The 14275-nt window shown below is 56.4% G+C and carries 8 protein-coding genes; 1 reads left to right on the top strand and 7 read right to left on the bottom strand.

Annotation, left to right across the window (positions count from 1 at the left end; all coding sequences use genetic code 11):
• The 4 genes from RIN49_RS11525 to RIN49_RS11510 form a co-directional block, all read right to left on the bottom strand.
• Positions 1–2587: extracellular solute-binding protein (locus RIN49_RS11525; RefSeq protein ID WP_309120312.1), on the bottom strand; the 2587-nt coding region annotated here is incomplete at its 3' end.
• A gap of 102 nt (positions 2588–2689) precedes the next feature.
• Positions 2690–4219, bottom strand: coding sequence for an ABC transporter substrate-binding protein (locus tag RIN49_RS11520; protein ID WP_309120311.1), 1530 nt, complete (start codon positions 4217–4219; stop codon positions 2690–2692).
• 240 nt (positions 4220–4459) lie between these two features.
• Positions 4460–5524, bottom strand: a complete 1065-nt coding sequence (locus RIN49_RS11515; RefSeq protein ID WP_309120310.1) for a glycoside hydrolase family 76 protein — start codon at positions 5522–5524, stop codon at positions 4460–4462.
• Positions 5525–5542: 18 nt separating this feature from the next.
• Complete coding sequence (locus RIN49_RS11510) at positions 5543–6835, bottom strand: glycoside hydrolase family 125 protein (protein ID WP_375295236.1); 1293 nt, start codon at positions 6833–6835, stop codon at positions 5543–5545.
• 214 nt (positions 6836–7049) lie between these two features.
• Between RIN49_RS11510 and RIN49_RS11505 the strand changes: the two genes are divergently transcribed.
• Entirely contained in the window at positions 7050–8186 is a 1137-nt protein-coding gene (locus RIN49_RS11505) for a GntR family transcriptional regulator (protein ID WP_309120309.1), read from the top strand.
• Positions 8187–8595: 409 nt separating this feature from the next.
• Here the strand turns inward: RIN49_RS11505 and RIN49_RS11500 are convergent, their stop codons facing one another.
• The 3 genes from RIN49_RS11500 to RIN49_RS11490 form a co-directional block, all read right to left on the bottom strand.
• Positions 8596–12174: a DUF2341 domain-containing protein gene (locus RIN49_RS11500; RefSeq protein ID WP_309120308.1), complete on the bottom strand. Its 3579-nt coding sequence runs from the start codon at positions 12172–12174 to the stop codon at positions 8596–8598.
• Positions 12175–12291: 117 nt separating this feature from the next.
• On the bottom strand, positions 12292–13215 hold the full coding sequence (locus tag RIN49_RS11495) for an N-acetylneuraminate lyase (protein ID WP_309120307.1): 924 nt from the start codon (positions 13213–13215) through the stop codon (positions 12292–12294).
• A gap of 38 nt (positions 13216–13253) precedes the next feature.
• A complete protein-coding gene (locus tag RIN49_RS11490) occupies positions 13254–14270 on the bottom strand; it encodes a succinylglutamate desuccinylase/aspartoacylase family protein (protein ID WP_309120306.1) in 1017 nt (338 codons plus the stop codon).
• Positions 14271–14275 lie beyond the last annotated feature (5 nt).

Raw genomic sequence — 14275 nt, 5'->3', positions numbered from 1 at the left:
CGAGCACCGCTTCCATCTCCCGGCCGAACCGCGACTGGGTGTCGGCGCGCGTCCACCATTCCATAAAGCGCCATGCCGCGTCTTTGTCTTCGACGCCCTTCAGCATCATGACCGCGGTGCCCGTCGCCGGGGTCGCCCGATCGATCGTGCCGTCCGCCCGAACCGTACCCGGCAACGGCGCGAACTCCCACAGCCCTCGAATTTCCGGGGCGAAGGCGATCAGCTGGTTGTACGTCGTGTAATCGGCGATGCCGAGCGGCATCTCCCCGGTCCGGAACCGGTTCGCGAAGTCGTAATCCCGGGGAAACCGATACGTCGTGAACAGCTCCGTCTGCTTCTGGAACGCTTCGACCGTAGCGTCCGCGTCGAGCGTGGATCGCGTCCGTCCCGCGTCGTACAGCTCCGCGCCGTTCTGATACAAGAAGATCTGCAGGCCCGTAATATCTTGGGGGAAGCCGAGCTGCAGGTTTTGCTTCTGGATTTCCGGAATGATCCGGTAAAATTCGTCCCACGTCTCCGGAACGTCCAGCCCCAGCTCCAGCAAAATATCTTTCCGATAAAACAGCATCGGGAACGATTGCGTCTCGGGCAGCGCGTATACCTGCCCATCGAACGTGTAAGGCACCATGGCGCTGGAGTGGAACCGGGAGGCGACCTCCTCGAAGTTCGGCATCTCATGGATCGGCTGCACCGCGTTCCGAAGCGCGTATTGCACCGGATCCGCCACGGGATTGCCCATCGCGACGTCGGGCCCGGTGCCCGCGAGCACCGAAGGAAGCAGCGTCTGCTCCGGGATCAGCTTGAGCTTCACATGAATGCCGGTTTCGGGGGTGAACGCGTCGTTCAGCATCTCCCGGATGATCTGCGCTTGGTCGCGGCCCGACGTCAACCACACCTCTACCTCTTGCCCCTCTTCGTCCCCCTCCTGTACAGACAGCGTATTGTAATCGACGACGAACGACAGGAGGAACGATCGGATTTCGAACAGCAGACTTTCTAGAAAATTCGGCTCCGCCTGCGGCAGCGGTGCCGACGTCGGAACGACGCTGACGTAATCGAGCGTGAGCGGCTGCTCGCCGACCGTCAAAATCCACGTGCCCAGCGCGCCGATATTTTCCTTGAACGGACCGAACGTCTTGGCGATTCGATCCTCGGGGTCCTCGACCATCTGCTCCAACTGGAAGGCGATCTTGTCGAGCAGCACCGTCTGCTCGCCCTTCTGTCCTGTGAACGCTTCCATCTCGGCGGAGATGCGCCGCAATTCCTCCGCGTTCTCGGCCATCGTCGCGATCGCGTCCGGAATGAGCTTCTTGAAGTCGTAGTCTCGGTACAGATCCGGTTCGGATCCGGTGATCATGAGAATTTGCCGGTAAGCGGCGTTCAACTCGAACAGACTATTATCGACCCGCTGCAGCACGTCGGCCAAGTCGCCTAGCGTCACCTGGAACGTCAGCTCGTGTTCGCCCGCTTCGAGGTAGAACGCGTATTCCCGCTCGCCGTCGCCCAGCGCCTGCACTTGCCAACGATTCCCGTAATTGAATCGCACCGCTTCGGCTTCTTGGAACGGCACCTTGCCGTCGATGAGCACTTTCCGATTGACGTACATGCCGGCAAGCAGCTGCTGCTTGAACCTCGTCACGATCTTGTATAAGCCGTCTTCCTCGACCTTGAACCGGTACGTCACCCATTGGCCCGGCAGCTTCCACTTGTCGCCGCCGATGCTGTTGAGCCGCAGCTTCGCGGGATCTTGGGGCTCCGTCAGCGGCGACGACCGATCGGCGATCGGATACAGCGTATTGTCCGACTTCTCGTAAGGCAGCTGGGCTTGGAATTTCACCGGTTCGGCGTCCGCCTCCCGGTAGCCCTGCGCTTCGTAGAACGCCGCCACCTCCGCGTACGGCTTCGGCTTCTCTGCGGCGTACAGCCGGACGGACCGGATCACGACCGGTTCCCGTACCGACTCCAGTCCGATGGTGCGCCGCCCCGCCTCGAGGTACACCTGAAGCGGATCGTTATAATAACCCAGCGAATCGTGCAAGAGCGTCGCTCTCCACCGCGGCGCTTCGGCTTGCCGCGGCCGGATGTCGTTCCCGTTCCGGTCTTGCGCGATGTCGCTCGTGTCTTTCCAAATTCGCGACAGCCGGATCGCCTTCGCCTCGTCGTACGGGACGGCCCCGTCGACGTAGAGCATGCGTTCGATGTCGTTGCCTTTGCCTTCCACGGGGTAATACAGCACTTCGATGTTGTACATGCCGCTCGCGGGAACGTCGACTTCCCATTCGATGATCCCGGTTTCTCCCGTTCGCACGGATTTCCCTTCCATGCCTTCGAACCGTTCCAAAATCTCCGCGTTCGTCTCCGCCCGAACGAACGTGTGCGCCTCGATCGTGAGGTCCGCGCTTCCGGCGCCTTGCTGCGCGTGCCGCTCGAGGTAATCCCCATAGCTTTCAAGCTTGAGCAGTTCCTCGCTCGCCGCCGGTTCGTTCGCCGCCGGTTCGTTCGCCGCCGCCGCGTTCGGCCACAGCATGAACGCCAATCCGAACGCCAACGCATACCCCAACCGCCTCGCTACGACGCTTTCTATCACCATAACACCCTCCAACCCGCAGGGATTCGCCGGAAGAGGCAAGGGGCCGTTCCGTCGGCCGAAAACCCGCGTGCCGGACCGCCCCTTGTTCCGTTGCTGCGACTATTCCTTTTTCTCTTCCGGCTTCGGCTCCGGCTCCACGAATTCGCCCTTCAGCCGGAGGACGAGCTCTTCGAGTCCGAGATTGACCGCTTCTTCGATTTCCGCCACTTGAGAGGCGGGCTCCAAATTTTGATCGTAGAAGCCGACGTTCGGAATGAGCGCGAGACCTTGGTGCACGTTGCCTTGCATCTGCTGCCCGATGAACGCGAGATCGGACACCCCGTAATTTTTCAGCTGCTTAATGATCTCGAGCGATTCGTCGTCCCTCAATTGCGTGAAGGCGATTTCATCCAATCGGATTTGTTCCTCTTGTTGGGCTTTCCATGCCAGCGCCTCTAGAATGAGACCCGTCTTATCCAAATCTTTGTTCGTGACCGGGACGGCCATCGACGGCGCGTCATGGCTTACCCACGAGAGGTAGTCGTCCGTGTTGTTGCCCATCGGCATCGGCACGAAGCCGAAGTCGTCTTCCATCTCGTAGATCGGGTCGATGACGCCGCGGCCTCTGGAGTACGCGAGGAACAGCGCCTTCCCTTCCGCGAACGCCTTCACGTAAGCGTCCATGTCTTCCCCTTCGTTCTTCGGGAAGAACGTGTCGCCGCGCTTGGTCATCTTCTTGATCATATCGATCGTCTCGAACGCTTTCGGCGTATTGACCGCATACGTCAGCTTGCCGTCGGGCGCGGTTTCGATAATTTTATTGCCGGAAGCGAGGTACAGCGCGACGGCGATGTCCCAGTCATGTCCCGTCGCCAACCCGTAGCGGTCGTTGCTGTCCATGACCCCGTCGCCGTTGACGTCCCGCTTCGCCGCTTGCTCCATCTCCAGCATCTTCTCGAACGTCCATTGTTTGTTCGCCACCAAATCGTACGGGTTCTCGAGCCCCAGCTCTTCGATAATGCTCTTGTTGAACGCGAGGACCCACACTTCGTCGCCTTGATTCGCGAACGGTGCGGCGACGCCGAACGTCCGGCCGTCGTACGTGAGCAGGTTCGACGTGTTGTATTCCTTCCAGTACGCGTTGTCCAACTGCAAGTTCGGAATGGTATTCATGTCGACGAGCCGCTTGCCGTTAATATGCCGCCCTAACTCCCAGGTCGGCGTCACGATGATGTCCGCGTACTTGTCGCCCGCCAGCACCGCCGCGCTGAACTCCTCCTCGGAATGCTTGCGCAGCTCGATCTTGACGTTATACGTCTCCTCGACCCAGCGAATCCGTTCGAGGATCGCGTTCGCGAGATCGGAGCTGCCCTCCGGCGGGAACCACCGGTTCGCGTTGTTGTCGGCCACGACGAACTTGTACCCGCCGAGATCCTGCACCGGAGGAGCGCCGTCGCCTTCCGCGGCCGGTGGTTCGGCCGTCCCTTCGGCCGGCTCCGACGGGGTTTCTTCCGCCGGCTGCGATTCCGCCGGCTCCGGGGCCGGATCGGCTCCCGCGTCCCCCCCTCCGCCTCCCGTGCAACCGCTTGCAATAACGGAAATCAATAATACCGCCGACAACAGCCACGCCCATTGTTTTCTCTTCGCCATGACCCGATATCTCCCCTCGATACCAAAATTGTCTTTAACTTTAATTTCATTCCAATCCCTACACATCATACACTAGCTCGCATGTAGTGATATGTCAACATATTATTTTAACTTTTTTCGGAATTGTCATGTTGACTCAGGAAAGCCTAATCCCTTAATTATAAAAGGTTTATGCGTAATACGAAGAAGGGCGGAAGCCTCCCCCTCGTCAACCCAACTTGATATGACAAGACGACGGAATTACGCCCCTTCGGCTTGCCGAATCCGGCCGGCCGCTTCGAGAACGGACATCGTCTCCAGCAGGATGATCCCGCTGAGCTGCGTGCTCAGCTCCACTTCGCCTGACGTTCGCGCATCCCACCGTTCCCCGAACAACGCCCCCTCGCCGTCGACCGCGTTGTCCCAGAGCGACGCCGCATTGGCGGCGACGACGCCGGCGATGTCGAGTCCGTCCCCCGCCGTCAGCGCGAGCTCGCCGGCATACCGGACGAGAATGCCCTTGAACAGGCCGCCGTCCCCCTTGCCTTCCGCCGGGAATAAGCTCGTTCGGTGTTCCGCCAGCTCCGCGACGGCAGCCCGCCACGTGCGCGCGGCGTCCTCGAGATAGGCGGCGTCGCCCGTCAGACGGTACAGCTCGACGGCGGCGCCGATGAAGACGCCTTGACAGTACGTAAATTTCCAGTCCTTGTCGATTTTCCCGTCGCCCAACCGATTGGCGCCGTCCCAGACGAAGCCGGTCGACGGATCGACGAGGGTCCGCTTCACCCAATCGTAAATGCGCTTCGCCCACGCCAGATCGTCCTCGTCGCCGAACGCCGCATACAGACGCGCGGCCAATATCGCGGCGGGCGCGTTCGCCGGCGTATTTTTATAGTCGAGCTGCGTCTTCTGCCACGCGATGCCTCCCCCCACATGGTCGTTCCAGCCCGTCTTAATGTCCTCCCACAGCTCCAGCGCGGCTGCCTTGTAGGACTCCTCCCCCGTCGCTAGGAATGCGCGAAGCCAGCCGATCGCCATCCACTCCATGTCGTCGTACAAGTTGTTGGGCCAAGCGCCTCCGTTCCTCCGCAGCAGTCCTCGGTACAGCGACGCGAGCCGCTCCCGGTAGACGGCGGCCCCCGTTCGGTTCCAGCCGTCCGTCAACGTCTCCACCGCATGCGCCATCCACCAGTAGTGGAAGATCGTGTTGCACGCGCCGTCCGGGCACGGCGTCCGAATGTTATACATTTCGATATCTTCGTTCCAAAACTTCTCGTCCAGCTCGCGCTGAGCGCGCTCGGCTCTCGCTCCCCACAATTCCGTCATCCGTATGTTCCTCCTTCGTTACGTTCGTACGCGAACGCCGCAAATATCGAGCGCCAGCTCGCAAAACAACATATTGGCCCAAGAAAACCATTCGCGCGTGTACCGGTTCGGATCGTCCTTATGGAACCCCTCGTGCATCATACCCTTCCCTGCGTCGGTGCGGACCATCGCGTCGAGCAGCGCCTCCTTCTCCTCCGCCGTCGCGGCCGTGAGTCCTTGCATCGCAAGGCCGATATGCCAGATGTAATCCGTCGGCGTATGCGGACTTCCGACGCCTGTCGCCGCGGTGCCCCGGTAGTAGTACGGATTTCGATCGCTTAACACGAACGCGCGCGTATTCCGGTAAATCGGGTCGTCCGCCGAGCAGTACCCGAGATATGGAATCGACAGCAAGCTCGGCACGTTGGCGTCGTCCATCAGCGCATGCCGGCCCATGCCGTCCGTTTCGTACGCGAACATCTCCCCGAATTCCGGGTGACGAACGATCCCGTGCGTTCGGATGCCCGCATCGATCTCCGCCGCCAGCGCCTCCGCTTCCGCCTCGAGCGCGGCGTCCCTCAGCACGTCGCGAGCGATTTCCCGCACGTACCGAAGCGCGACGACCGCGAACATGTTCGAAGGGATCAAATAGCCGTACGCGCAGGCGTCGTCGCTCGGTCGAAAGCCGGACCAGGTCATGCCGGTGTACGCGGTAGGCGCCCCCTTGCCGTCCCGGGTCAGCGTATCGGAGGCGGGGCAATTCCGGCGCTGGAACCGGTAAGGCGAATCCGTCTCGTGTCGCTGCTCCCGCTTCCACAACGCTAAGATCGTCCGTACGCCCTTCACGAAATCGCCTTGGAAGTGGTCGATACGACCGCTGTTTTTCCAAAACAAATAACTGAGCTGAATCGGGTAACAAAGCGAGTCGATCTCGTATTTTCTCTCCCACACCCAGGGGCTCATCTCGGTTTCGTCCGACTGATGGCCTCTCCCGTCGGCGGATTCGTTGAAAGCGTTCGCATAAGGATCCCGCAGCAAGCACTCGAACTGGCGGTCGATCAAGCCCTTGATCATGTCCGCCACGTCCCGATCGCCGGAAGCGAGCAATAAATAAGGCCGAACCTGCGCGGCGGAGTCGCGAAGCCACATCGCCGGGATATCTCCCGTGATGACGAACGTCGTCCCGTCCGGTTTTCTTTGAATCGTCGTTTCCAACGTATTGCGAATACAGGTTTCGAACATGCCCGCCGCCCTCGGCCGGTCCTTCATCGCGTCGGCCACGACCTTGACGAGGGGCTGTACGACGGCCGAAGCGTCTTTCGTAATCTCCATGATCCGAACTCCTCCCTGAATCTTCCATGCACCCTACTACACAACATACTATTTACGATGTGTTAATATGTCAATATATTAAATTGCGACATCCTTCCTCTCCCTCCCGCAACCGAAACGTGACAACCCCGCTGTCTTATATATTTAGTTGCCGAATCGCGAATAAAGTTTTATAGTTGATATATCAATGCATCGAAGCGAGGCAGGAGAATCTATGGACATCCCTCGGTACGAACGGATCTTCAACCACCTGTATCAGAAAATTAAAGAGGGCGAGCTGAAGGCAGGCGATCGCGTGCCATCGGAGAAGGAGCTGGCGGTCCAGTTCAACGTCAGCCGCATCACGTCCAAGAAAGCGCTGGAGCTGCTTTCGCAGTATAAGCTCGTCGAGAGAATTCAGGGGAGAGGCTCCTTCGTCGCCGACGCGCCTCCGGACTTGCAGGACGTCGCGTCGGGGCGCCATGCCGACGGCGCGGAAGAGAAGCGCGACGACGACGAATGGCGAACGGTCGGGCTCGTGCTGCCCGACTTCGCGGATTCGTTCGGGGCCGATCTCGTTCGGGGCATCGAAGAGCAATGCGCGTCGAACGGATGCCGGATGATGATTAAGCTTACGTACGACAATCGGGAGAACGAGCAGGAAGCCATCCGCTCCTTCGTGCGGTGGGGCGTCGACGGCTTGATCGTGTTCCCCGGGCACGGCGAACATTACAATTCCGAAATTTTGCGGCTCGTGCTGGACCGCTTCCCTCTCGTCCTGGTCGACCGGTATTTGAAGGGGATTCCCGCGAATGCCGTGTATACCGACAATTGGAAAGCGGCCTTCGACCTTACGAACCTGTTGCTGGACAAGGGGTTCCGCGAAGTCGGCTTCTTATCCGTTCCAGCCGAAAACACGACCGCGGTCGAAGATCGGCTGAGGGGCTATACCGACGCCTGCATCCAGCGCGGCTGGACGCCGAAGCCCGACCATCTCATGACGAAGCTGTACAGCTCTTTGCCGCAATCGTTCGACACCGCCAACGTCCAGATCGACCTCGAAACCGTGCGCCGCTTCGTGGACATGAATCCGGAGCTGTCCGCCTTCGTCGTCGCCGAATACAATCTGGCCTTGGTTTTGCGGGAGGTGCTCCTCTCGAGGGGGAGCCGCATTCCCGACGACTTCCAGATCGTCTGCTTCGACTCCCCCGGACAGCCGCTCGGCCCGCCGCTGTTTACGCATGTGCGCCAGAACGAGCGGGACATCGGGCGCAGGGCGGTCGAGGTGCTGATCGACCTGTTGAACCGCGAGGACACCGAACTGCATCACATCGTCGCGCACGATATCGTGCTCGGCTCGTCTACGAAGTGACACCCCAGGCGCCCGCGCCGGCGACGAAATGCCGGCGCGCGGCGGACTGAAATCCAGCGAAAATCCATCCCCTCTCCGTCCTCGGCGCCACGACGCCAATCCGACAATTTCCGACATTTTCCGCGCACAAAAACGCTTGCCTCCGGGATTTCCAAACCACGGCGGAATCATCCGCCCAAGACGTGCCGCAAGCCGGCGTCGTCGACGGTCGGCTGCAGCTGGTCGTCCTCAAAGCGCGGCGACGTTACCGCCAAGTCGCCTAGAATTCTACTAAAAACCGAAATAGCCCGCAGCCGCTGTTCCTCCCGGAACGCGAACTACAGGCTCGGTTCGTTCTCGAAACTCTAGTAAACTGAGCCCACGCCGAGGAGGGATCTCATTTCTCCGTTAACTTCATGCTGCATTCCGACTAATCGTGCGGAATGCGAACGGTGGCAACCGCAGTTGTCTTGTTATTGGCATGATCCGCCGCTGTGTAAGTTATGGTATAGACACGCCCTTCATTGCGACCTGATCTTTCCGCACGTAAACGAAACGATGTGTCGAGCGTGCCGTACTCGGTATCTTGAATGTCGTCAGACTGACTTCCGTCACCCGAACCATCGTCAGCTTCATTGCTCGTAATGGAAGTGAGCGCGACGGATGAAATTCCGGAGACATCATCGATAAGATCCAAAAAAGCTTTTACAGGTATCATTTCATGATTAGGCGGCTTAATCGTTGTAACATCCAAGCTAATCGTTAGCAAAGGTGCCGTTTTGTCGATTTTTAGCTGCAGCTCTTTTGCAGGCTCCACGTTATTGGCGTTGTCTATACTGTGATACTCGATGGTATGTATCCCATCATCAGATACATAAAACGAGTCTGTATAAATCTGCCATGGCCCATCATTAATACGATATACCGTGTCGGTAACACCCGAAAGATCGTCATACGCGTCAAGCGTTACTTGAACATCTCTTGTATGCCAATGATTCGTTCCTTCCGTTGGGGGAATGGTTGCCGTTGTCACAGGCGCTGTGGAATCGATCTCCTGCTCCGCCCCGATCGTCCCCGCTGCCGGCAATCCGGCGCCCGTATCCTGAATGGTCAGATTGTCGATATATACATCGGTGCCCGTACCGGCGGTGCTTCCGGAAGCAATATTGAAATGAGTGATTACATTCCCATCTAAATAATTTTCAACGGAGCCTTTGAACGCCCCATTCACCCAAACTCCAACTTGCTTCGACGCGACGTCGAATTGAAGCTCGATATCGTACCAAGTTCCGGTTGTAATATCGGTTGGCACAGGCAATTCCACGCGATGACCGGCACGGTTGTACACTCGCAGCGAACCGTCTGTCTCTACCATGAACTGGAACATCGTTCCAGGGGCGCTATGCACGTAAGAGTAAGGCTCGCGCAGGGAAAAACTGAACAGATTCGCAAGATTAGAAGCATAAAGGCTGAATTTTACGGTTCCTTTTTTCATGCCCGGGAACAATCTGCTTCCTGCAGTTAAATTGGTCGTATTGTTATCCAGAAGCCGCAGCGCGCTCGATCCGCTTCTCGAAACATTGCTGCTGGTTGCAACCGAACCGCCTAACTGCCACCAATAGTCGTTTTTCAAATCGGAGTATTCGAAATCATCGGATACGCCCTGCGAACGGTACAAGAATCGGTCGAAGTCTTCGACCAGCAGCGTTTCGGCCGTAGACCAGTCCGCCCCCCACCAACTGAATAAATAAGTTTGGGGATCGACTTTTACCGTGGACGGCTGCGTCGCCACTCTTTGGACGGAATGCACGGCCGACTGGGACAGACGCGTTCTTCCCAGCAGATCCCTCATCGCGTTCCATGAAGCCGTTTCGTCGGAACTGTAGGCAAGAGACAACGGATTCCGCAGGTAGCTGGTTCCTCCGAAAGCGTTGTTGCCCGGCCAGAGAAGCAAAATATCGTTGTTCGTATGGCGTGTCATGACCGACATCGTATTGGATGAAAAAACAGGCGAATCGATCGGTACGGACCAGGTTCTGCCATTATCCGTGGATGTGCTTTCGGCAAGTTTATATTTCGTGGAAATCTGCTGACGCATATACATTTTTAGCTGCCCATTCGACAACTGTACGATGGACGGTTCCGATAACCCCGCTTCGTGGCCGCTTGAGCTTACGGAAAGCTGGGAGGAACTTTTGGTCCAGGTTACGCCGCGATCCGTTGAATACAATACGCTGACAGCAAGAGAGCCGTCGGGGGCTTTCACATAAACAAATGGGAAGATCCAGTCCCCGTTCACAAGCTGAATCGGATTGGTGTACGTGACGTTGTAATTAATCGGATAGGTAACCCCGTTATACACGAGAGTCCCGGTATTTATTTTCACCGGCTCTCCGAAGGTTCGTCCATGATCCGTCGATTTGGCGTAATACAAGTCATTGCGGCAGGCATCTCCCGCCGTGAGGCAATTCGTGGTGGTGTAGCCGTAGTACGAATAAAAATAAAGAAATACGTCTCCGTTGCTTGGGTCGACGAACAAACTGGCCGGCTCGTCCCTGCCCCCATCATTCAAGTTAATGATTTGCACGGGTTCCGTCCACGTACGGCCGCCGTCCGAGGAATATCTTGCATGAATTCCGCTGGTCGTCGAGTTCACTCTGTTGGCAAGCATCAGAATATCCCCGTTCGCCATGATTTCCGGTTTCACGTTATCCCTAAAGAATGAGGTCGAATGGTCGGCCAACGTCTTATTGCCATATTCCACTTGCAACGGTTCCTGTCCGGCTCCAACGAATTCCGCGGCAGGATTCCCGTAGTAAACATAAATCGTTGAACTTCCCGGGTTTAAGGAAGGGATATTGACATAGAAACCTGCTGAATCCAAGGAGTAGGCCAGCTCGCGACCCGCAGCGTCGGCAAACCGCACGTCCCTGAAGTCATATTCCATTTTGCCCTCCGACTGCAAGGCGGAAGCGCCTACCGACGATTTGGTTACATAAACAGATCGATCCAGCATCGATGCAGCACTGCCGTTCGTCACCTGAATCGACTTCCGATACGACCATGTCCCTCCTCTTCCCGCTACCCATTCACCGGCTGGACGATTGGAGACATACATCATATTCTGGAGATTCGTATTCGAAAAGGTAAACGATGTGTCGTCGAAGTGGTTGTGCACTTTAACATACCTGCCTGTGGCGGAAAAGTTATATAGGATCAGCTTGCGGTCCAGTTTGAGAAAATTCCAATCCGGGATTTTGGTGTAATTCATGTTGTCATCGCTGACGTATACCGACAAGTCGGTCTTTTCCACTCGCGACGGACCTTGGCTTTCTATTATTTCAATGGTATTGAAGGATTGCGTCGAACCGAGATCGACGCCGATGCTTCGATAATTGTAGTCCAAGGCGGCAGCGACGATCGTGCCCCAGTTGCCCACGGCCCCGGTAGCCGGTGCCTTATCCAGATTGACGTAACCGACACTGCCCGCAATGGGGGATGTGCCGCTCGACGTCTGATGCACCTCGAGCATACGCTGCAAATTGCCCTGCTTAAGCTGGCTTCCGGCGATGCTGTCATTCGTAAAATTGGAATGCACCTTCACGTATCTTGCGCTGGAAGAAAAATTGGACAGCACAATCGCATGACCCGATTTCCAGAAGCTCCATCCTGTCATCTGCGTATAACTTACATTATCATTACTTACATAGACAGTAATGTCGGTACTGCGGTTGACTCGGTTGGTCGTGTCTTCATCGATCAACCGAATTTCATTGAAGGTACGGATCGATTGGAGATCGATTCCGATACTGCGACTGTAATAATCGAAATACGCGCCGCCTGCGTACCCGAAATTTCCGATAGCGCCGGTTGTCGGGGAGCTGTCGAAATTCAAATAGCCGACCGTTCCCTGCCACTTGCTTGCGGACGCGATGTTATTTTCTTGCCATCCCTGCGGAAAACATCCTGCAAATAAGAGTAGAACAAGCAGAAGACAAACCTTTTTCATACCTCAAACACGCCCCTATCTACTTGGTTTCAACTCATATAATATGGTAAGACCAAAATTTCGAGGTGTTTTCAATCATTAGCGGCAGTGTATGTCTATCCTCTTGTTCCTTATTGTTTATTTTATGACTTCCGAAGCAAGCCCTCGTACTGCGTTCATAATTTTCTCATAAATTGCGCTTAGCCGGGCTTGATGGGCCTCCGTTAATTTCGGAAGCGGCTCTCTTACCTCTCCGCAAGGAATGCCCCGCATGTTCATCAAGGACTTGAGGGCGGCATAGATCGGCAGGTCCAGAAGATCGGTAATAATGTCATTAATGATATACTGCAGCTTCTGAGCTTCCGCGATTCGCCCGGCTCTATATTCCTTCTCCAAGCTCACGAACAACTCGGGCATGACGCCGTAAGTACCGCCGATTCCAGCTTCGGCTCCCATGATCCGTCCAGCCAAATACTGCTCGTCAGGACCGTTAAACAACACGAAGTTATCCCCGCCGATTCTCTTGAATTGCTGCAGTTCATACGTGCTTGCCGTTGTAATTTTCACACCGATAATTTTCGGGTTTTTCGCCATTTCCCGCAACAGATTGGAAGTAAGACTGAAGCCGGTTGTGGAGGGAATGTGATAAATAATAAAAGGAAGAGATGTGCTGTCCACAATCGCATTCCAATGCTTGGCGACGCTTTCCTCGCCGTACCGATAATAAAAAGGCGAGATGGCCGACAGGGCATCGGCTCCGGATTGCTCGGCATGAACCGCCAGTTCGACGCTCTCCCTTGTACTAAGCGCTCCCACATGAGCTATAACCGTTACCTCTCCCTTAGCCTCTTCCAATACCGCCTCTAATACCTGTTTGCGTTCCTCGGTAGTTTGCAGCAATCCTTCGCCGGTGCTGCCTCCGACATACAGACCATGTACCCCTTTATCGATTAAGAACCGGGTCAGCTTCTTCGCAGACTCCGTACAGACATTGCCTTGCGAATCGTAACAGGAATTCATCGCGACAATGACTCCCTTAAACTTGATTAATTGGGTAGACATAATAATTTCCTCCTCAGTTATGTTTGAAGCCCTTGGTTTTACGCTTCCGGTTCCAAGGCGGCAAGCAAGTAAAGCGGATCTCCCCGTCGAACCGTCGGCGTACCGACCATCATGACAAGATAACCGTCGGCATGAGCCCGGACCTCTTGCAGTTCCACACCATTCATGCTGTAAATGCCGCCGATTTTATCGCCGCAGGAAACCGCAGACATCAAGGGGACAGCCGGTATATAAAAACCCTCGACTTCCGAGACAGCCGATGCATCGAAATTACCGTCACCATAGATGGTACGTCTCGTTCGCTCCGTTGCTTCGATATTCAAGAGCTGAGGATCGGCCGACATCCCGAGATGGCGCAGCAACCTTAAGGCGCCGGTATAAAAACTTTTCGAATCCTCCGGTCGTATTCTGCGTCCGCCGAAGGCTTCCGTATATAACCACGGAACCCCTAGCGACTGGGCTGAGGAGATGCTTCTTCCCTCCGCTACTCGGGAGTGTCCCCAAAGCAAATCTACCCCGAATGCCTCCGCGGCAGCACGACACCTCCTCCCGAATTCGGATTTCTCGTCGTGAAAATATCCGACCAAAGTCGCGACAGCGTAGTGCGTCCCTCCGCTGTGCAAATCCAGGAGGAAATCCGCCCTCGCGATAAGACGGTAGTGAAGCTCGTGCGCCAATCGTTCCGTTACCGTCCCTTGAGGATTTCCGGGAAAAGCGCGGGCCAAGTTCACTCCGTCTTCCGGCGTCGTTCGCGTCGCTCCCCGATAAGCGTATGGATTCGCGACGGGAACCATGATCAGTCGGCCGATGAGATGATCCGGGGAAATCTCGGCATATAAGCGGAGTATCGTATCGATCCCTTCGTATTCGTCTCCATGAATCCCGGCGAATACCAGCAGGGTAGGCCCTTCCGTTGCGCCGGCTATTTGAAGTACCGGTACTGACATGGGATCATCCGTGTCCGAACGAAGGGATATAGCCGAACTGCTTTTTTGCCCTAGGCTATACCCATCCCAATCGAATTCTTTCTCAGGGGGCGCGGGTGGCTTAGACATCGTTT

The organism is Paenibacillus sp. (assembly GCF_031177825.1).
Classification (GTDB): domain Bacteria; phylum Bacillota; class Bacilli; order Paenibacillales; family YIM-B00363; genus Paenibacillus_AE.
Note: the sequence above shows the minus strand (reverse complement) of the source record. Positions and strands in the feature narration are given on the sequence as shown.